This window comes from Novosphingobium sp. TK71 (genome assembly GCF_055361505.1).
Window position 1 is genome coordinate 270,975 of sequence record NZ_CM143962.1, and the last position, 20,081, is coordinate 291,055.

Genomic DNA, 20,081 nt, shown 5'->3' on the forward strand with positions numbered 1-20,081 from the left:
TTGCGAGCTTTCTGCCCTCCCGGTTCACCGCGTTCCCACACCGCGCTCGAACTGCGATTGCAGGTTCGCCAGCGTCGCCGGGCTGACCGGGGGCAGTTCCTGCGCCGCCTTGCCCTTGCGCAAGGCGGCGCGGTCCTTTTCGGGGGGCTCCACCACGCGCACGCGCACGGCGGCCTTGCCCTTGTTCCGGATGCCCAGTTCTTCCGCCGCGCCTCGGGAAAGGTCGATGACGCGGGCGCTCTCGCCGAAGGGGCCGCGGTCGTTCACGCGCACCACGATGCGGCGGCCGGTGTCGAGCGAGGTGACCTCGACGTAGCTGGGCAGGGGCAGGGTCTTATGGGCGGCCGTGATCCACCTGGGGCGGAAGCGTTCGCCATTGGCCACTTTGTTGCCGGATTCGCTGCCGTACCATGTCGCATAGCCGAGCACGTCGTAACCGGGCTGGGTGGCGGGCGTGTAGGTCGTGCCGCGCACCTTGTAGGGCGGGCCGACGCGTACCGGCACGTCGCTGACCGGGCGGAACTTCGTGCCGCCGCCGCAGGCTGCCAGCGTGGACATCAGGGCTACTGCGAATAAGGGCTTGAGCGCCCCCGTTAAACTGCCGCTCATGCGCCATCCCTAGCTTTGTGCACTCGGGGCTGTCCACTCCGTCCGACCCCGGAGCAGGGCATGCCGCCGGAACCGGAGCCCCGTCAGCCCGGTTGTCCACCGCTGAAGGAGTGACGCATGTTCAAGTCGATAGCCGTGGCGGCGCGGGACCGGGCGCGGATGGCCGAAGTGTCGGCGGTGATCGTCCGGTTCGGTCTTGAGGCGCTGGCGGTGCGGCTGGGCCTCGGCGAAGGGGACGATGCGGGCCATGAGCCGCGCGACCTGCCGACGCGCACGCGCCGCGCGCTGGAGGCGCTGGGGCCGACTTACGTGAAGCTCGGCCAGATTCTCGCGACCCGGCGCGATCTGCTGCCGGATGCATGGATCGCGGCCTTCGAGCAACTCCAGAGCGATGCGCCGCGCCTGCCGTTCGAGGCGCTGCGCGGTGAAGTGGAGGCCGCGCTGGGCGAGCCGCCGGAAACCGCGTTCGCCCTGTTCGATACCGAGCCGCTGGCGGCAGCCTCGATCGCACAGGTCCACCGGGCGGTGCTGAAGGATGGCACCGAAGTGGTGGTGAAGATCCGCCGCCCGGGCATTCGCGCGCGGATGGAGGCGGACCTCAGGCTCATGCGCCATCTGGCGGCCATGGCGGAGGCGCGCAGCGGGCAGGTGCGGCGGATGCGGCCCACGGCGATGATCGAGCAACTGGGGCGCGAAATCCTCGACGAGCTGGATTTCACCGGCGAAGGGCGCAACGCCGACCTGCTCCGCGCGGACCTTGCCGCGCTCGACCGTGTCGAGGTGCCGCGCATCCATTGGGAATGGACCGGCGAGCAAGTGCTGGTCATGGATTATATCGCGGGCATTCCTCCGCGCGATCCCGAGGTCTTGAGAGCGGCCGGGATCGATCCCTCGCGCATTGCCGCGCTGGGGGCCGAACTGGTGCTGGAGATGGTGCTGATCGGCGGGCGCTTCCACGCCGACCCGCATCCCGGCAACCTGTTGTGCCTTCCCGGAGATCGGCTGGCCTTGCTCGATCTCGGCTCGGTGGGGGTGGTCAGTCCGCGCCGCCAGCACGAGTTCCTGACCTTCATCCTCGCCCTGCGCAGCGGCGATCCCGGCGGCGTGGCGGACATGCTGGCGATATGGTCGGAAAACGGGGAGATTTCGCGGGAGAAGCTGCTGCGTGCCTCCGAACGCCTGGTTGCCCGGCACGGCAGCGGGGCGCTGGTGCTGAACGCGATGGTGGCGGATTTCTTCCCGCTGCTGCGGCAGGAGGGGCTGGTTCTGCCGCCGGACCTCGTGCTGATCTTCAAGGCGATGGTGACGATGGACGGCGTACTGGCCGGAATCGCGCCCGGGTTCGACTTGTCCGAGGCGCTGGAGGGGATGCGCGGCCGGCTCGTCGCCTCGCGGATTTCCGGCCTCGCCGCGCCGGACAAGGTGGAGGCGGCGCTGCTGGAGCTTTCGCGCATTGCCGGGGAAGCGCCGCGATTCCTGCGCGCGGCCTCGGCGCGGATGGAGGCGCCGTCACCGCCCGCGCCTGACAATGGCACGGCGCGGGCGGTGAAACTGGCCGGGTGGCTGATCGGCGGTGCGGTGGTGTTCCATGCGCTCGCCGACCTGCTGGTCCACTGGACCTGACGGTTACTTGCGCACCGCGTCCGACTTGTCGCGCAGGCCCTTGAACTCGGAGCCGGGTTTCCACTGCGGCCACTTCGCCGAATTGGCGAGGTCGCGGCCGATCTCGCGGACCAGTTCCACGTCCTGCACCGCGCCTTCCATCTTCCAGTCGGGCGACCAGGCGTCGCAGGCCTGGTGGTAGCACTGGCCGGTATAGGCATCGATCCAGGCCTGCCCGGCCTTGACGCCGCCGTCCTTCAGGTCGGCCGCTCCGGCAAGGCCCATCATCAGCATTACCGGCACGCCGCGCTTGGCGAAGGAGAAGTGGTCCGCGCGGTAGAACAGCCCGCGCTCGGGCAGGCTCTCTACCGTCACGCGGCGGCCCTGGGTGGCGGCGACGCGCGCCATGTCGTCCTCCAGCGTGTCCTGGCCCTTGCCGATCACCGTCACGTCGTTAGCGGCGCCCGCGGTCTGGAGCACGTCGATGGTGAGGTTGGCGACGGTCTTCTCCATCGGGAACACCGGGTTGGCGGCATAGAATTCCGAACCGAGCAGCCCGCGCTCCTCGGCGGTCCACGCCGCGAAGACCACCGTGCGCTGCGGCGCCGGTTCGCTCTTCATGACGCGGGCGATGTCGAGGATGCCGGCAATGCCGATGCCGTCGTCATTGGCGCCGGCGCGGTAGATGCGGCCCTGCGCATCGGGCGCGCCCTTGCCGTAGGCGTCCCAGTGGGCGCCGAACATCACCACTTCGTCCTTGCGCGCGGTGCCGGGGATCTGCGCCAGCACGTTGTGGCTCATGACTTCCTCGTGGTTCACCGGCACTTCGGCGTCGAAGCTGACGCCCTTGAGCGTCACCGGCCGGAAATCCGGACGGCGCGCGGCGGCGGAGAGCTTGGTCAGGTCCAGCCCGGCAGAGGAGAACAGCCGCGTTGCCGCATCGGCCGAGAGCCAGCCCTGCAAGGCGAGGCTGGTCAGCTTGTCGGGCGAGCGCACGATGTCGTAGTTTTCGCCGCCCGGACTGGTGACGACGTTCCAGCCATAGCCCGCGCCTTCCGTCTCGTGGACGATCAGCGCCGCTACCGCGCCCTGCCGCGCGGCTTCCTCGAACTTGTAGGTCCAGCGGCCATAGTAGGTCATCGTCCGGTCGCCGAACTTTCCGGCGGCAGGCTCACCCTTTCCGGCGTGGAAGTCGGGGTCGTTGATGAGGAAGACCACGACCTTGCCCTTGAGGTCCATGCCCTTGAAATCGTCCCAGCCGCGTTCCGGCGCGTTCACGCCGTAGCCGACGAAGACCACGGGGGCGCCGGCGATGCGGGCGGTGTCATCGGGGCGCACGGTCGAGATGTAGATGTCCTTGGCCACGGTCACCGGCATGGCGCCCCTGGGGCTGGAGAAGGCCAGTGTCGCCGGCGTTTCGAGCCGGGTGTGCAGTAGCGGCACCTTCTGCACCCACTGGCCGTCCGGACCGGCGGGCTGGAGGCCGATATCCTGGAAGCGGGCGATGAGGTAGCCGATGGTCCGTTCCTCTCCCACGGTGCCGGGCGCGCGGCCTTCGAACGTGTCCGAGGCCAGCGTCTTCACATCGGCCACCATCCGCTCGGGATCGATCGCGTCCCTGGCGAGAGCGGGGTGGGCCGTGGCGGCAAGGAGGGCCGCGACCAGCGGGAGGGCGAGGCGGCGGGCGGAGCGGGGCGTGACGGTGGTGTTCATGCCCAGCGCTTTTAGGAGGCGGGGCCGGGGAGGCAAGCCCCGGCGCCCGGCGGCGCGCGCGGGCCGCCATTCTCCATCATCGTAGTTATACTTACGTCTTGATGGTTATTGTGGGTCTACCGGGGGCGGCGTAATTATACGTCAAATAAAAATGTCAGGGCCGCGAGTCTATTTCATGATGACTTGAGGGGAAACGGTCATGGCTGATGAATTCAAAGGGAATTCCGCGCCCTTGTCTGCGGCGGATTACGAAGCGGCCGCCAAGAAGATCGGTTGTTCGGTTGCCGCCATCCGGGCTGTATCGCAAGTGGAAAGCGCAGGCGGCGGTTTCCTTGCGGATGGACGGCCCAAGATACTGTTCGAACGGCACATCTTCCACAAACTGACGAAGGGCAATTACACCGCGGCCCACTCCGATATCTCCTGGCCCAAGCGCGGCGGCTATGTCGGCGGGGCAGGGGAGTATCCACGCCTCAGGCAGGCCATCGCGCTGGACCGCAAGGCCGCGCTCCAGTCGGCAAGCTGGGGCCGGTTCCAGATCATGGGCTTCAATTACGCTTCATCCGGCTATGCCGACGTCGAGGCGTTCGTGAAGGCGATGGTCGATGGAGAAGCGGGGCAGCTTGATGCCTTCGTCGGGTTCATCCGCAAGAACCGGCTGGACGACGAACTGATCCGGCTGGACTGGGCAGGCTTCGCACGCGGCTACAACGGGCCGGACTACGCGGCGAACGACTATCACAACAAGATGCGCCGGGCTTACGAGAGCTTCATGGCGGGCGGCGCGCGCACCGCCAATCCCACGCCGGTGCTGAAGCTGGGAGACAAGGGCCAGCCCGTGCTGCATCTCCAGCAATTGCTGGGATTGCCGATGGACGGCGATTTCGGCCCGGCCACCAAGACGAAGGTGATTGCGTTCCAGAAGGGCAAGGGTCTCTATGCGGACGGGATCGTCGGTGCGCAGACCTGGCTTGCGCTTCAGGCGCCTTCCTCTGCGCCGTCAGCCGCTGCCAGCCCCTCCGTCGATGCCGCGCTTTCACGCCAGCCGCTGCGCTTCGGCGACAAGGGCGAGGATGTCGCCTTCCTGCAGAAGCTGCTGAAGCTCCCCGCCGATGGCGCTTTCGGCTCGATGACGGCGCAGGCCGTGATGGATTTCCAGAAGTCGAAAGCACTCAAGGCGGACGGCGTCGTCGGCGCCGCCACATGGGCGGCGCTGCTGCCGTGAACGGCCATTGTCCGGGAGCTTGCCGTGCCGCCTGGAGGAAAGATCTGTCTCAGCGCTCGCAGCGGGAATAGTCGCCCGCGCGGCAGGCGGCGACATCGCGGCGCCAGCGGGCAAGGTCAGCCTCGTAATCGCGGCGGGCCCTGTCGTATTCGCGGGATTGGCGCGAATAGCTGCTGCCGCGCGGCGCGTCCTCCGCGTCCCCGTTCGCGTCCTCGTCGGCATAGTCGTTGCCGCCCCGGGCGCGGTCGTAATCCTTCCATCCGGCAGCATATTGCGCGTCGCGCTTGCGGACGTACTGCAACTGGTCATTGTTGAGCTTGCGAATGATCGCGCGATCGCGGGCGATATCCTCAGCGCTCATCCGGTCGTGAGGGTCGTCGGCCAGAGCCGGTCCCGCCGCCAGCACGAGTGTGCCGAACGCAATCAGAGCGCGCGCTCCCCTCATCGTAATCTCCATCCCTCGCTGGCTTTCCCGCGCTCTGGCGGGGCGATGGGGCGGATGCAAACGGCTATGCGACGAGCCGTTGCCCGGCGCGACGGAGCGGTTCAGGCGTGAGCCGCGCCGTTAGGCGGCGTGGGCGAATTTGCGGGCAAGAAGCCGCCGGCCGGATTTCTCCGGCCGGCGGAATCCCGATCCCTGGACGGCTCAATGGCTCCTTACGGCAACGATCGAAATCGCGCGGGTATTGGTCGCGATCCGGTCGGGCTGGCCGCGCGCGGCGATCCGTTCGGCGAACAGGGCATCACGCTGTGTGAAGGCCCTTTCCGAGGAATCGTCGCGGCACCGCATCATGTCGGAATATGCCGGCAGGTCGCGCATGTCCGCGCCGCCGCACACCTGGCGTACCGCGACGGTGAGGCGCCGCGTCAGCGAATCCTGACCGCTGGCGGTGGTGAGATCGAGGTCCCCGTAGCGGACCTCGCGGGTTGGCAGGTTCGAGTTGCGGACTTCCTTGACCACCACGTCCGCAAGGACGGGGGTGACAAGCGCGAACGAGGCCATGGCGAACATGGCGGTGGTGACGATTTTCGTGTGAATCCTGGTCATCTGCATTCTCCTGTTGCTCGAGAGTGCAGCCCCCGCACGCAGACCTTCGCGGATCTACGGGGCAGCGAACTGCTGGCGACCTCAATGGATGTGGAAAGTCGTTCCCAAACAGCCACAGGCTGTGGGGAGGGTGTCGACCTAAGTATAAATATGTCTATACTTTAAAAGGCCCCGCGATTATCACCCCGGCGTTCAAGATATGCGCGTAAATTTACTTGTATGAGTAAATTGCCATATCGCAAAAGGTGAGTCGGTACTTTTATCGGGCGATCCTGCTATTGCGCAGAACCATGTCGCTTTCAAGTCATAACGCGGTCTCTGTCGTCGAACGGCATTTGCGGATCGACGGGCGACATGACAGGCCCTGCCGCGCCCGGCGTTGCAATCGCGCAGGGCGTCCCCACATCGCGGCCTGGCATTTCGGCGAGGCGATCGGAGAGCGGCGCGGCTGCTTGCGCTTTGCGAACAAATCTGGAACACGTCACCTCCATGAGTCTCTCCCACATCACGGTGCGCGGTGCGCGCGAGCATAACCTCAAGGGCTTCGACATCGAGCTTCCGCGCGAGAAGCTGATCGTCATCACCGGGCTGTCGGGCTCGGGGAAATCGAGCCTCGCGTTCGACACGATCTATGCCGAAGGGCAGCGCCGCTATGTCGAGAGTCTCTCGGCCTATGCGCGCCAGTTCCTGGAGATGATGCAGAAGCCGGACGTCGAGCATATCGACGGCCTCAGCCCCGCGATCTCGATCGAGCAGAAGACCACCAGCCGCAACCCGCGCTCCACGGTGGCGACGGTGACGGAGATCTGGGACTACATGCGCCTGCTCTGGGCGCGCGTGGGCATTCCCTATTCGCCGGCCACGGGCCTGCCGATCGAGGCGCAGACCGTGTCCAACATGGTCGATCGGGTGATGGAACTGCCCGAAGGCACCCGCGCTTATCTGCTGGCGCCGGTGGTCCGCGGCCGCAAGGGCGAATACCGCAAGGAACTGGCCGAGTGGCAGAAGGCGGGCTACACCCGCGTCCGCATCGACGGCGAACTCTATGCCATCGAGGACGCCCCCGCGCTCGACAAGAAGTACAAGCACGACATCGAGGTCGTGGTGGACCGTATCGCGGTGAAGGACGGCATCCAGACCCGCCTTGCAGACAGCTTCGAACAGGCGCTGAAGCTGGCCGAAGGGCTGGCCTATATCGACCTCGCCGACGGCGTCGTTCCCGGCCGTGAGGAAGAGGGGAAGGGTGCGAAGAAGACCCTCAAGGGAACCGGCCTGCCGCCGAACCGCATCGTCTTCTCGGAAAAGTTCGCCTGCCCGGTCAGCGGCTTCACCATCGAGGAGATCGAGCCGCGCCTGTTCTCGTTCAACGCCCCGCAAGGCGCCTGCCCGGCCTGCGACGGGTTGGGAGAGAAGCTGCTGTTCGACCCGCAACTGGTGGTCCCGAACGAGCATCTCAGCCTCAAGCAGGGCGCCGTGGTGCCCTGGGCCAAGTCGAACCCGCCTTCGCCCTATTACATGCAGGTGCTCTCCAGCCTGGCCGAGCACTTCGGTTTCGACCTCACCACGCCGTGGGACGCGCTTTCGCCCGAGGTGAAGATCGTCATCCTCTACGGCACCGCGGGCAAGGCCGTGCCGCTGACGTTCAAGGACGGCAAGAAGGAATACACGGTCAACAAGCCGTTCGAGGGCGTGATCGGCAACCTCAACCGCCGCATGATCCAGACCGACTCTGCCTGGATGCGCGAGGAACTGTCCAAGTTCCAGACCGCGCAGCCCTGCGAGACCTGCGATGGCAAGCGCCTGAAGCCCGAGGCGCTTTCGGTGAAGATCGCCGGCAGCGACATCGCCGATGCCGCGCGCCTTTCGGTGGCGGATGGCTTCGCGTGGTTCGGGGAGCTTGAGGGCAAGCTGACCAGCCAGCAGCAGCAGATCGCCAAGGCCATACTCAAGGAAATCAACGAGCGCCTCGGCTTCCTCAACAACGTCGGGCTCGATTACCTCAACCTCGACCGCACCAGCGGCACCCTGTCAGGCGGCGAGAGCCAGCGCATCCGCCTTGCCAGCCAGATCGGCTCGGGCCTGTCGGGCGTGCTCTACGTGCTCGACGAACCCTCGATCGGCCTCCACCAGCGCGACAACGACATGCTGCTGGAAACGCTCAAGCGCCTGCGCGACCTTGGCAACACCGTGATCGTCGTCGAACATGACGAGGACGCGATCCGCACCGCCGACCATATTGTTGACCTTGGCCCCGGCGCCGGTGTCCATGGCGGCGAGATCGTGGCCGAAGGCACGCTCAAGCAAGTGCTGAAAGCCAAGAACAGCCTTACCGCCGCCTACCTCAACGGCACCCGCAAGATCGAGGTGCCGACCACCCGCCGCAAGGGCAACGGCAAGCAGATCGTGGTCGAGAACGCCCGCGCCAACAACCTCAGGAACGTGACGGCGGCCTTCCCGCTCGGCACCTTCTGCTGCGTCACCGGCGTTTCCGGCTCGGGCAAAAGCTCGCTCACCATCGACACCCTGCAGGCCGGCGCCTCGCGCCAGCTCAACGGGGCGCGCGTGGTGGCGGGCGCGCATGACCGGATCACCGGGCTCGAACACTGCGACAAGGTGATCGAGATCGACCAGTCCCCCATCGGCCGCACCCCGCGCTCCAACCCCGCCACCTACACCGGGGCCTTCACCCAGATCCGCGACTGGTTCGCGGGCCTCCCGGAATCGGAAGCACGCGGCTACAAGGCCGGGCGCTTCAGCTTCAACGTCAAGGGCGGCCGGTGCGAGGCATGCCAGGGCGACGGCCTCATCAAGATCGAGATGCACTTCCTGCCCGACGTCTACGTCACGTGCGAGGAATGCCACGGCAAGCGCTACAACCGCGAAACGCTGGAAGTGAAGTTCAAGGGCCACTCCATCGCCGACGTGCTCGACATGACGATCGAGGACGCGGAGGAGTTCTTCAAGGCCGTGCCGCCGATCCGCGACAAGATGCACATGCTGAACGAGGTGGGCCTCGGCTACGTCAAGGTCGGCCAGCAGGCGACCACGCTGTCCGGCGGCGAGGCGCAGCGCGTCAAGCTCGCCAAGGAACTGGCCCGCCGCTCCACCGGCCAGACGCTCTACATCCTCGACGAGCCCACCACCGGCCTCCACTTCGAGGACGTGCGCAAACTGCTCGAAGTGCTCCACCGCCTTGTCGAGCAGGGCAATTCGGTTGTGGTGATCGAACACAACCTCGATGTCATCAAGACCGCCGACTGGATCATCGACATGGGCCCCGAAGGCGGCGTGCGCGGCGGCGAGGTGATCGCCGAAGGTACGCCGGAGGATATCGTGAAGGTGAAGAAGTCCTTCACCGGGCACTATCTGAAGCCGCTGCTGGCCAAGTGATCGATCCGCCGCGCCGGGGATTGCTTGGCGCGGCGCTGTCGTTCCAGATCATCTTGAGTTGTTCGAAAGTCGACTTGCCGATCAAGTTCAGCAAGTTTGGCGGTGGCTTTGCGCCCATTACCGCCTCGGGCCGTCCAGTCGATTTCCCTAATAGCTGCCGTTCTCGGACGCCAGATGTTGCCGACGATCCGGTCCGTGGCCGGGTGCACCGGGCGATCGGCATGGTTCGCCCGGTGCCGGAATGGGTGTCTTTGCGCGTCCCCGGAAAGCTCACTCAATATGCTGGGCGAACGCCAGATAGCGTTCGTGCAATTCGTCTTCCTCGCTCTGGCTGAGATTGCGGGCGGCCAGCTTGATGTCCACCCGCTCGATCTTGCCGCCCTTGAAAGCGAAGGGCGGCTTGTAGGCGTCCGATACCGGCGATCCGCTATCCGCCCCAACTCCGAAGGTGTCGATCCCGAACCGGCCCGCGACCGTCTGTTCGATGCGGCCCCGGGCTACTTCCTCACCATCCAGCAGCAGAACCGCCTCGCCGCCCTTGCCCAGCCCGCCGCCGTCATAAGCGAAGGCGACTTCGATGGTCGACGTGCCCTTGGGAAGCGGCTTGCTCGACACGACGTTCAGCCGGTCCTTCTCGAAGAAGTTGTAGTGGTACACCGGCTTGCCATCGAGAATGTAGATGGCATAGCCAGCCGACCCGCCGCCTGCCGCAAGCAGGACGCCCTCGGCTTTGCCCGAATCGTTGTCGACCACCACCTTGATCGAGTGCGACCGGTTCTTGGTATTGGGCGCAGCCGTTTCCGGCAGGCGCGCGGCGCCCTCGTAATAGGTGAAGTCGGTGCGGTTTGGATCCGCGCCGCCCGGTGATGGCTTCGGCTCTGCGAGGCGGCCGGACCCGCGGTCGTCGAGCGGGTAGACGTTGTATTTCTCTGCTTCCTCATCGAAGATCCGCTTCAGTTCCTCCACCTTCTCCGGGTGCGTGGCGGCCAGGTTCTTGGCCTCGCTGAAGTCCTCGTCGATGTTGTAGAGTTCCCAGACATCGTTTTCCCAGTGGCCCGGCGCGAAGTCCTGCCGCCACGGGAATGTGTGCTGCGCGCAGGCGATCCAGCCCTTGTCGTAGATCGCCCGGTTGGAGAAAACCTCGAAGTACTGGCGTTCGCGAACGGCATGGGCATCGGCGCCTGCGAATGTCGACTGGATGGAAACGCCGTCCATCGGCTTCTGTTCGACGCCGTTGACGTAATCCGGCGCGGGAATGCCTGCGGCGTCCAGCAGGGTCGGCACGATATCGATCAGATGGCAGAACTGCGGCCGCAGCCCGCCCTTGTCCTTGATCTTGTCCGGCCATGAAATCACCATCGGATTGCGCGATCCGCCGAAGTGGGAGGCGACCTGCTTCACCCATTGGAACGGAGCGTTGCCGCTCCAGGCCCAGCCCAGCGGATAGTGCGGCTCGGTATTCGGGCCACCGATCTCGTCATAAGCGGCCAGATTGTCCTCGATCGACGAGGGGATGCCGTTGAGGTTCATCACCTCGTTGACGGTCCCGGTCATGCCGCCTTCGGAACTCGCGCCGTTATCGCCGACGATATAGATGATGATCGTATTGTCCGCGTCCGGCAGTCCGTGCACGGCGTCGATCAGGCGGCCACACTCGTGGTCGGCGAAAGAGAGATAGCCAGCAAAGTTCTCCATGAACCGCGCGAACAGCTTCTTCTCATCGCCCGACAGGCTGTCCCAGTTTTGCACCCAGTCCGGCTTCGCCGTGAGTTCGGTGTCCGGTGGGATGATGCCGGCAGCGAGTTGCCGCTGATAGGTTTCTTCACGGACCTTTTCCCAGCCTTTGTCGAACTGGCCCTTGAACTTGTCTCGCCACTCGGCCGGAGCATGATGCGGCGCATGGGCCGCGCCCGGCGCGAAGTAGCAGAAATAGGGCTTATCGGGCGCGACCGACTTCGAATAGCGGATCCAGTTGATCGCGCGGTCGGTCATGTCGGTCTGAAAATGGTAGCCTTCCTCCGGCGACTTGTCGGGCTCCACGGCGACGGTGTTCTCGAAGAGGACCGGGTAGTACTGGTGGGTTTCCCCGGCAATGAAGCCATAGAAATAGTCGAAACCCATGCCGGTGGGCCAGCGGTCGAACGGACCGGCGACACTGCTCTCCCAGTCAGGCGTATTGTGATTCTTGCCGAACCAGCTGGTCGCGTAGCCGTTTTCTTTCAGAATGCGCCCCACCGTAGAGGTCGATTGCGGGATCATATTATTGTAGCTGGGGAAGCCGGTCGCCCATTCCGACAGGAACCCGGTGCCGCAATTGTGGTGATTGCGCCCGGTAATCAGCGCCGCGCGCGATGGACCGCAGATCGCCGTAGTGTGAAACCGCGTGTAGCGCAGCCCGCTCCCCGCCAACTTGTCCAAAACCGGCGTCGGCACCGGCCCGCCGAACGTGCTCGCCTGGCCGAAGCCGACGTCGTCCAGCAATATGAGAACGACATTGGGCGCACCCTTGGGCGGCTGGGGCAATTCCGGCCATTGGCTTTCCGAATCCTGGTAGGTTTTGCCGACTCTGCCGGTGAACGGCGGCCGGGGAAGCGGAAGGCGGCTGCGATCGATCTCGGGCATGGGGCTGCTCCAATCCTTTCGAAGAAAGCCGCATTATGACGTGGTTGACCCTCGCTGGTATCGGGGTTGTCCCCAGCGGCGCGAGTTGAAAGACCTGAGAGCGGCAGCGCACCAGCAGTGACAAATTGGCTCGCTCAACGGCTCAAACCGATGCGCGAGCCCCGCCTTTGCAATGGCAGCTATCTGACGTTTCAATCCGTAACTAGTCGGGCAGGAGTCGGCCCCTTGCAGTCGTTAACCCGTCCGAGTCTTCGATGCTTCGTTTTCCTACACCTCCCCACATGCGATAAATGATCCGGTTCACCCCGGCGCGGCTGCGCCGGGGCTTTGGCTCCAGTCTTGGGGGTGAACCATGTCCGACCATTCAAACTCTTCGTATCCCACCGCTGCCGGGCGGGGGTGGATTCCGGGCTCTCGGGATATCGGGTTGCCGGGGGAGTCCTTTCCGCGCGGGCGGGGTGGGCGCTCGGCTGAGGGCGATCCCGGCTTTCGCCGGGACGACGAAGAAGGTGGCGCTTCGGCTTGCGACGCCTGGCCGGACGAGGCTCTCGGGGAGGGCGCTCCGGGGCGGCGGGGCGCGGCGGAAAGGGGCGGGGAGCGCGAGGGCGATGGCCCTCGCACTTCGCTTTCTTTTTCCCTGGCACCGGATGTCTCGCCCGTGGCCGTCCACGATCCTTCCTTCCGCGCTTCGGCAAGCTTGGGGCTCGCTGTGAGCGGTGATGGTATTCCTCTCCCTCGGGAGGGGGAGCAGGGGTGGTCTCCTGCGCGGAAGGTGCGTTTTCTCGACCGGCTCTCCGGCAAGGGGGATGTGCGGGCGGCGGCTGCGGCGGTGGGGATGTCGCGGCAGTCGGCCTATCTGTTGCGGCGGCGGGACCGGGTGTTCGCGCGGGGGTGGGATGCGGCGCTGGTGCTGGCGCGGCGGCATGTCGAGGACGTGCTGGCGACGCGGGCGCTCGATGGGGTGGAGGAGCCGGTGTTCTATCACGGCGAGCAGGTGGCGGTGCGGCGGCGTTACGACGCGCGGCTGCTGCTGGCGCATCTGGGGCGCCTCGACCGGTTGGTGGAGGCGGATGCGGCGGGCTCGGGAGAGCGGGGCGGCGACCTGGCGGAGCGGTTCGACGAAGTGCTGGCGGTGGTTGCGGGCGAGGCGCCGGCGGAGCTGTTCGAGGTGGCGCCGGTGCGGGCCGGGCGGCCGGAGCCGGTCCTGCCGCCGTCGCGGGAGGTCTATGCCGACCGGGCGGGCGTCATGCTCCAGGACGAGGCCGATGCGGCGTGGGAGCAGGCTGTGGCGGCGGGCGAGGCGGGGCCGGAGGACGAGCCCGATCCGCGCGTGGCGCTCTGGCGCGAGGCGGCGGCGGGTGAGTGGGATGGCTGGCGTCGCCGCGCGGAAGGTGCGGTCGATGCGGTGCTGGGCGGGGAGGGGAGGGTGTGCCGCCGATGGAGTTCAAGTCGGTCGGGGGCGGCTTTTCCTGCTCGGGACAGTGTAAAGCGTGTCAACCTGAGCGGCGCCGGGAACCCGATGCGGGGTGCGATGTTATGATGGGTGAAGGTCGGCGTGGTGCTTCCCCCACCCCCTCCGTTACCGCGTCGGCCTTCCCTGTTTCTGGTCCCGTTTATGGTCCTGCTTCAGGGATTTTCGCGGATTACTCGTCGTTGGCGTCGTCGGAAAAGACGGCCAGTTCGACTTTGCCTGAGCCCATGCGGGCGATGCCGATTTCCTTCGCGGCGGCCTCGGAAAGGTCGATCACGCGGTTGGAGTGGAACGGCCCGCGGTCGTTGATGCGGACCATGACGGAATCGCCAGTGAGCGCGTTGGTGACGCGCAGCTTCGTGCCGAAGGGCAGCGAGGGATGGGCGGCGGTGAGGTCGTCCGGGTTGAAGCGCTCGCCGCTGGCGGTGCGGGCTCCCCGGAGCGAGTGGCCATAGAAGCTGGCGGTGCCGCCCTTGATAGCCTCGAAGTCCTGCTCAAGCGATTGCGGCAGGGCGGCGACGGGCGTGGTGGCTGCGGGTGCGGCGACGATCGCGGCAGGTGCGGGTGCCTCGGCAGCGGCCTTTGCGGGCGCCAGCTTCGACTCGGCGATCGCCGAGGAGGCCGGCGCTACCAGCATGGCAGCGGTGGCTAGAGCAAAGCCGATCCGGGCAATCCGGCGGGCTTTATGCGGTTGGTTGTGCTTCCCCGTCATGGCGAGGAGTCCTACAGGCAGTTCGTCGCGCTGTGGACCCATGCAAAAGCGGCCCGTCGCACTTTGGCAACGGGCCGCCGGATGTCGTTAAGACGTTGAAAGGATTCGGAGGGCCGAATCCGCTGCCTGTTACTTCGCGTCGCGCTGGGCGAGCAGGCGGAGTCGCAGGGCGTTCAGCTTGATGAAGCCGGCCGCGTCCTTCTGGTCGTAGGCGCCGGCATCATCCTCGAACGTGACGTGGCGTTCGGAGTAGAGCGAGTCCGCCGACTTGCGGCCGACGACCGAGGCATTGCCCTTGTAGAGCTTCAGGCGGACGGTGCCGTTCACGCGCGCCTGCGAGTGATCGATCGCGGCCTGCAGCATCTCACGCTCCGGCGCGAACCAGAAGCCGTTGTAGATCAGCTCTGCATACTTCGGCATGAGCTCGTCCTTGAGGTGCGCGGCGCCGCGGTCGAGCGTGATCTGTTCGATGCCGCGATGGGCGCGAGCGTAGATCTCGCCGCCCGGCGTCTCGTACATGCCGCGCGACTTCATGCCGACGAAGCGGTTCTCAACCAGATCGAGGCGGCCGATGCCGTGCTTGCGACCCAGTTCGTTGAGCGCGGTGAGTAGCGAGGCGGGGCTCATCGCCACGCCGTTGAGCGCGACGCCGTCACCCTTCTCGAAGTCGACGGTGATGTATTCCGGTGCGTCCGGCGCGTCTTCCGGGTTGACGGTGCGCGAGTAGACGTAGTCCGGGGTTTCTTCCCACGGATCTTCCAGAACCTTGCCTTCGGACGAGGTGTGGAGGAGGTTGGCGTCGGTCGAGAACGGGCTTTCGCCGCGCTTGTCCTTGGGGACGGGGATCTGGTGCTGCTCTGCCCATGCGATGAGCGCGGTGCGGCTGGTCAGGTCCCATTCGCGCCAGGGCGCGATGACCTTGATATTCGGATCGAGGGCATAGGCCGAGAGTTCGAAGCGGACCTGGTCGTTGCCCTTGCCGGTGGCGCCATGCGCGACGGCGTCGGCGCCGGTTTCGTGCGCGATCTCGATCAGGCGCTTGGAGATCAGCGGGCGGGCGATCGACGTGCCGAGGAGATAGTCGCCTTCGTAGCGGGCATTGGCACGCATCATCGGGAAGACGAAGTCGCGCACGAATTCCTCGCGCAGGTCGTCGATATAGATGTTCTCGTCCGGCAGGCCCATCAGCTTGGCCTTGGCGCGCGCGGGTTCGAGTTCCTCACCCTGGCCGAGGTCGGCCGTGAAGGTCACGACTTCGCAGTTGTACGTGACCTGAAGCCACTTGAGGATGACGCTGGTGTCGAGGCCGCCGGAGTAGGCGAGGACGACCTTCTTGATGCTGTCGGACATGGGCGCAGGCTCCGCAGGAAAGGGCATTGAGATTCGGGGGCGCGCCTATCAGCACGCGCCCCGCTGCGCAATGAAGGAAAGGTGCGGGGCTATGCGCCCAGCAGTGCCGCTTCGGCCACGGGCATGTAGTCACGGGTGAGCGGAAGGGCGAGGCGGCTGCGGGTGTACTGGATCTGATAGTTGCACATGCCGCCGCTTTCGAAGGCCGCGGTGGCGCCGGCGAGGTAGAAGGTCCACATCCGGTAGAAGCGTTCGTCCATGAGGCTGACGATGGCTTCCTTGTTGGCGACGCAGCGCTTGTACCATTCCCGCAAGGTCAGCGCGTAGTGAAGGCGCAGGTTTTCGACATCCGTTGCGATCAGGCGGAATTTCTCGCTGGCTGCAACCGTTTCGCTGAGGGCTGGGATGTAGCCCCCGGGGAAAATGTACTTGCGGGTGAAGGCGTCGGTTGAACCGGGGCCGCCCATGCGGCCGATGGTGTGGAGCAGCATGACGCCGTCGTCCGTCAGCAGGTTGCCGACGGCCCTGAAGAACTGGCTGAACTGTGCCTGCCCGACATGTTCGAACATGCCGACCGAGACGATGCGGTCGAACTTGGCGCCGCGCGCGGCAAGGTCGCGGTAGTCGACGAGTTCGAAGGTGACCTTGTCGGTAACGCCCGCCTGCTCGGCGCGCTCGCGGGCGAGGGCGAGCTGTTCCTCGCTGAGGGTGATGCCCAGCACCGACACGCCGGCGTTCTTCGCAAGGTAGATCGCCATTCCGCCCCAGCCGCAGCCGATGTCGAGCACGCGCTGGCCCGGTTCGAGCGCGAGCTTGGCGGCAATATGCGCCAGCTTGGCGGTCTGCGCCTGTTCCAGCGTGATGCCGGGTTCCGGCCAGTAGGCGCAGGAGTACTGCATGTGCTCGATATCGAGGAACAGGTTATAGAGTTCGTTGCCGATATCGTAGTGGTGCGCGATGTTCTTCTTGGCGCTGGCCGCCTTGTTTATGCCGTCTACCAGCGTGACGACCTTGCCTTTCAGCTTCTTGAAGGCGGTATGTTCATGGAGTTCGCCGCCCTTGTCCCACTTGGCGTTGGCCCGGATCAGTTCGACCATCTCCATGATGTCGCCCTGCTCGATGACGAGTTGCCCGTCCATGAAGGCCTCCGCCGCGCCAAGGCGCGGATCGGTGAGGATGCGGCGTTCGCCCTTGGCATCGGTGAAGCGGATACGGACTTCGGGAAAGCCGGCGGCAGGCGTGCCGAACCGTTTCACGCTGCCATCGGGGCGGACAACCTCCAGAACGCCCTGGCGGACGCCTCTCTGGAGGAAACGATCGAGAATTCCCATTGCCATCAACCATTTGTGAAGGGCACTTTGGCCCGGTGCAAGAGGGTTTCGCTTGCGAACTGCGCAAGCGAAGGCGAGGTATCGTCTACTGCCTTCCTGGAGTTTTCACTGGCGTGCGAGGAACAACACGTCACGCGGCTGGGCGAGGAGGTGCTGGCCGGAATCGACGTAAAGGGTTTCGCCGCTTTCCAGCCATCCTTGCGAGAGGAACAGCGCGGCCGAAGCCACGTCTTCCGGGGTGGTCTTGCGATGGAGGAGGTTCAGCCGGTGCGAGATTTCGGCTTCCTCCTCGGTCTGGTCGTGGCTGGCGAGGATCGCGCCGGGCGCGAGGCCGTAGATGCGGTCATCCTCTGCCATGCGTGCCATCGACAGCATGGGGATCGTGGCCGCCAGTGCGTGCTTGCTCATCGTGTAGGAGAAGAAGTCCGGGTTCGGATTGAGCAGCTTCTGGTCGGTGACGTGGATCACCCGGCGTCCGGCGCGTGCGCGGGCATGGGCGAGGAAGGCTTGCGCGAGCCGGGCCGGGGTACCGGCATTGACCCGCATGGCTTTCTCGAAAGTGGGCGGATCGAGCATGGCGGCCGTATCGAGGTCGAACATGCCCGCGCAGTTCACCAGCACGCGCCAGTCCGGCAGGCGCGCGGCGAGTTCCTCGACCATGGCGGGGCCGGCGTCCCAGTCGTTCAATTCGCAGCCCACGATTTCCGAGGACGGCAGTTCCTGCGCCAGCGCCTCCGCCTGGTCCCGAGAATGTCCGTAATGGATGACGACATGCCATCCCGCCGCGCCGAACGAGCGGGCGATGGCGGCGCCGATCCGCTTGGCGCCGCCCGTTACCAGCATGGCAGGCCGATCGCTCATCGCGGCATCGCCATGCCTGCAGGTTGACACGGTTTACACTGTTCAGAGAGAAATCCGGGGCTAGGGAAAAAGCCGGTCCGCGCCCTGGCGGTCGTTCCGGTCCGGTATTGGAGGTGACGCGGCGAAGGGGGCAGGCGAACGTTCATCGGGCGGCATAGGAGCACAGACTGAAGCTGTAGGAAAGAGACTGTTTGGAAATTGCCGCATGGCCGGCTTTGCCTGCGTCTGGACAGGCGCGGAGGAAGGCATACGATGGCGTCCATGTCGTTCCTCGCACTGCTCGCCGCCGCCGCGCTGTCTTCCGCACCTGCAGTGCCGCCTTCGGCCGCCCCCGCGGTTCAGGCCGATCCCCTGACCCGCGAGGTCGCCGCGCTCGATGCGAAAGTGTTCGATGCCTACAATCGCTGCGATCTGGATGCTTTCGCGGGCTACTTCGATCCCGGCGTGGCCTTCTTCCACGATACCGGCGGCGCCACGTTCGATCGCGATACGGTGGTCGCCAATACCCGCAAGTACATCTGCGGCAAGGTTCGCCGGGAACTGTTGCCCGCCACGCTGCGCATCTATCCGATCAACGACTATGGCGCGATCGAGGAGGGCGAGCATCGCTTCTGCGAACTGGCTGCCGGACAGTGCGAAGGGATCGCCCGGTTCGTGATGGTCTGGGCCCACCGGGCGGACGGCTGGCGCATCACCAACGTGCTCAGCTATGGGCACCGCACGATGACGGAGGAGGAACGCGGCGCGATGCCTTCACCCGGCAAATGACGGGACCGGGGCGCCGATCGGGCCGGTCGCCCGCACGGTTGCCGGAATGCCGGTCAGCGCCTGGTGTCGCAGCGCGAGGTCGGCCTCGTAGAAGCTGTGGAGGAAGTCCAGCTGGCACGCGGTCGGACGTTCGCGGCATTCGCGGCTGCGGTTGAATTCCGGCAGGCTGGCAAGTTCCTCGCGGCCGAGCCTGCGCCCGATATCGCCGATCTGTTCATAGGGGATGAGGCGATCCACGGCCGGGCGTCCGCGGCCATCGAGCACGTACCAGCTTTGCGGGCGGAACACATGGTCGATGTCGAAAGGGGAACGTGCCTCGGCCAGATGGTCGATGGCGTCGTCGATCGTGTGAAATGTGCCGTAGTGCTTCCGGAAGGGGGCCGAAATCGTCCGGTGCCGGGTTCCGCCGGAGCGGGCGTAGCGGAAGGCCGAGAGAAAGCGGTCCACCGGATCGCGGATGATCGCGAAACTGGGCAGGGCCAGAACGTCGGGCGCGCACCTGGCGTAGTAGATTGCCGAGCAGTGCTTCATCTGCGCGCCATAGAGCCGGTCGCAGATCGAGGTTCCGGCGTTCTTGGGGACATGGATGAACAGCAGGCGGCTGTCGCGGATGCGGTCCAGTCGGCGGCGGCGTTTTCCGTCCAGCCAGGGGCGCAGTCCATGGCGGGAAAGCCGCTCGGGAATGTCGCTGACGAGCTTCACGCCGAAAGCGGAGGCGAGGATGCGGTTGACGCCGGTGGTACCGGTAGTCGGTTCTAACTCGGGTGCCATGGGAGCATGGCCTAGGGCGATCGTGTCGCCCGGTGATTTCGAAATATTTCAGTGGTGGCAACCGTGCGGCGCGCCGTCGGGAGCGGCGGCGCGCCGTGGTTCCTGAGCGATCAGCGGCAGCGCGGACGCGAGTTGTTGCGGTCGATCTCGCGGCCCAGCAGGGCGCCGCCGGCAGCGCCGAGGATGGTGCCGGTGGCACGATCGCCGCGGGTGTCGATCGCGCGGCCGGCCAGCGCGCCGGCAACGCCGCCGATCAGCAGGCCGGTGGTGCCGTTGGACTTCTTGCAGCGGTAACGGCCGTCATTTCCGCGCCAGTAACGGATACCGTTGTCGGTGCGGTGATAGCGGTGGCCGTGGTTGCGCGCTTCGGCAACTTCGGTGACGGCGAAAGTCGCGGGGATGGTAAGGGCGGCCATGGTCGCCGCCACGATGGCTTTGCGCATCGGGAAATTCCTTCTCGGTTTAATGTCTTGTTACGACCGACCCCGGCCTTTCCATTGCGCGGCAAAACGAGGGATGAACATTGGCGTCAATTTGACGATACACGGCGAAGTGGCCGAGGGCGGCGACGAACGGCGCCGTCGCAACCCTCCATCCAGCTTTTGCCG

The 20,081-nt window shown here is 65.8% G+C and carries 16 protein-coding genes; 5 read left to right on the forward strand and 11 right to left on the reverse strand.

What is annotated here, in order from left to right:
- Positions 1-24: 24 nt before the first annotated feature.
- Positions 25-609, reverse strand: coding sequence for a septal ring lytic transglycosylase RlpA family protein (locus ACXJ16_RS01145; RefSeq protein ID WP_185996899.1), 585 nt, complete (start codon positions 607-609; stop codon positions 25-27).
- 117 nt (positions 610-726) lie between these two features.
- Here ACXJ16_RS01145 and ACXJ16_RS01150 point away from each other — a divergent pair, with 117 nt between their 5' ends.
- Complete coding sequence (locus tag ACXJ16_RS01150; RefSeq protein WP_463921041.1) at positions 727-2,232, forward strand: ABC1 kinase family protein; 1,506 nt, start codon at positions 727-729, stop codon at positions 2,230-2,232.
- A gap of 3 nt (positions 2,233-2,235) precedes the next feature.
- Here the strand turns inward: ACXJ16_RS01150 and ACXJ16_RS01155 are convergent, their stop codons facing one another.
- Complete coding sequence (locus tag ACXJ16_RS01155) at positions 2,236-3,924, reverse strand: M28 family metallopeptidase (protein WP_463921043.1); 1,689 nt, start codon at positions 3,922-3,924, stop codon at positions 2,236-2,238.
- Positions 3,925-4,123: 199 nt separating this feature from the next.
- On the opposite strand from ACXJ16_RS01155, the gene ACXJ16_RS01160 reads away from it, so the two are divergent.
- Positions 4,124-5,149 carry an N-acetylmuramidase domain-containing protein gene (locus ACXJ16_RS01160; RefSeq protein ID WP_443477929.1) on the forward strand — a complete coding sequence of 342 codons (1,026 nt, stop codon included), beginning with the start codon at positions 4,124-4,126 and terminating at the stop codon, positions 5,147-5,149.
- Positions 5,150-5,198: 49 nt separating this feature from the next.
- On the opposite strand, the gene ACXJ16_RS01165 is transcribed toward ACXJ16_RS01160, so the two are convergent.
- Both ACXJ16_RS01165 and ACXJ16_RS01170 read right to left on the reverse strand, forming a co-directional pair.
- Positions 5,199-5,594 (reverse strand): hypothetical protein, encoded by a 396-nt coding sequence (locus tag ACXJ16_RS01165; RefSeq protein ID WP_185996902.1) that lies wholly within the window; start codon positions 5,592-5,594, stop codon positions 5,199-5,201.
- A gap of 201 nt (positions 5,595-5,795) precedes the next feature.
- Entirely contained in the window at positions 5,796-6,197 is a 402-nt protein-coding gene (locus tag ACXJ16_RS01170; RefSeq protein WP_185996903.1) for a UrcA family protein, read from the reverse strand.
- 489 nt (positions 6,198-6,686) lie between these two features.
- On the opposite strand from ACXJ16_RS01170, the gene uvrA reads away from it, so the two are divergent.
- Positions 6,687-9,587, forward strand: a complete 2,901-nt coding sequence (uvrA, locus tag ACXJ16_RS01175; protein WP_185996904.1) for an excinuclease ABC subunit UvrA — start codon at positions 6,687-6,689, stop codon at positions 9,585-9,587.
- A gap of 270 nt (positions 9,588-9,857) precedes the next feature.
- On the opposite strand, the gene ACXJ16_RS01180 is transcribed toward uvrA, so the two are convergent.
- Positions 9,858-12,209, reverse strand: a complete 2,352-nt coding sequence (locus tag ACXJ16_RS01180; protein WP_054436869.1) for an arylsulfatase — start codon at positions 12,207-12,209, stop codon at positions 9,858-9,860.
- Between the two features lie 772 nt (positions 12,210-12,981).
- On the opposite strand from ACXJ16_RS01180, the gene ACXJ16_RS01185 reads away from it, so the two are divergent.
- A complete protein-coding gene (locus ACXJ16_RS01185) occupies positions 12,982-13,749 on the forward strand; it encodes a hypothetical protein (RefSeq protein ID WP_463921045.1) in 768 nt (255 codons plus the stop codon).
- Between the two features lie 103 nt (positions 13,750-13,852).
- Here ACXJ16_RS01185 and ACXJ16_RS01190 read toward each other — a convergent pair whose 3' ends face one another.
- The 4 genes from ACXJ16_RS01190 to ACXJ16_RS01205 form a co-directional block, all read right to left on the reverse strand.
- A complete protein-coding gene (locus ACXJ16_RS01190) occupies positions 13,853-14,317 on the reverse strand; it encodes a septal ring lytic transglycosylase RlpA family protein (RefSeq protein ID WP_463921046.1) in 465 nt (154 codons plus the stop codon).
- A 204-nt stretch (positions 14,318-14,521) separates the two neighbouring features.
- Positions 14,522-15,742 carry an argininosuccinate synthase gene (locus ACXJ16_RS01195; RefSeq protein ID WP_185996906.1) on the reverse strand — a complete coding sequence of 407 codons (1,221 nt, stop codon included), beginning with the start codon at positions 15,740-15,742 and terminating at the stop codon, positions 14,522-14,524.
- An 89-nt stretch (positions 15,743-15,831) separates the two neighbouring features.
- Positions 15,832-17,079 carry a class I SAM-dependent methyltransferase gene (locus tag ACXJ16_RS01200; RefSeq protein ID WP_463921047.1) on the reverse strand — a complete coding sequence of 416 codons (1,248 nt, stop codon included), beginning with the start codon at positions 17,077-17,079 and terminating at the stop codon, positions 15,832-15,834.
- 99 nt (positions 17,080-17,178) lie between these two features.
- Entirely contained in the window at positions 17,179-17,934 is a 756-nt protein-coding gene (locus tag ACXJ16_RS01205; RefSeq protein ID WP_185996908.1) for an SDR family oxidoreductase, read from the reverse strand.
- Positions 17,935-18,186: 252 nt separating this feature from the next.
- Between ACXJ16_RS01205 and ACXJ16_RS01210 the strand changes: the two genes are divergently transcribed.
- Entirely contained in the window at positions 18,187-18,702 is a 516-nt protein-coding gene (locus tag ACXJ16_RS01210; RefSeq protein ID WP_463921049.1) for a nuclear transport factor 2 family protein, read from the forward strand.
- On the opposite strand, the gene ACXJ16_RS01215 is transcribed toward ACXJ16_RS01210, so the two are convergent.
- Both ACXJ16_RS01215 and ACXJ16_RS01220 read right to left on the reverse strand, forming a co-directional pair.
- Positions 18,688-19,473: a sulfotransferase family protein gene (locus ACXJ16_RS01215; RefSeq protein WP_463921051.1), complete on the reverse strand. Its 786-nt coding sequence runs from the start codon at positions 19,471-19,473 to the stop codon at positions 18,688-18,690. The genes ACXJ16_RS01210 and ACXJ16_RS01215 overlap by 15 nt on opposite strands.
- Before the next feature lie 110 nt (positions 19,474-19,583).
- Positions 19,584-19,916 (reverse strand): glycine zipper 2TM domain-containing protein, encoded by a 333-nt coding sequence (locus ACXJ16_RS01220; RefSeq protein ID WP_054436853.1) that lies wholly within the window; start codon positions 19,914-19,916, stop codon positions 19,584-19,586.
- Between the last annotated feature and the right edge of the window lie 165 nt (positions 19,917-20,081).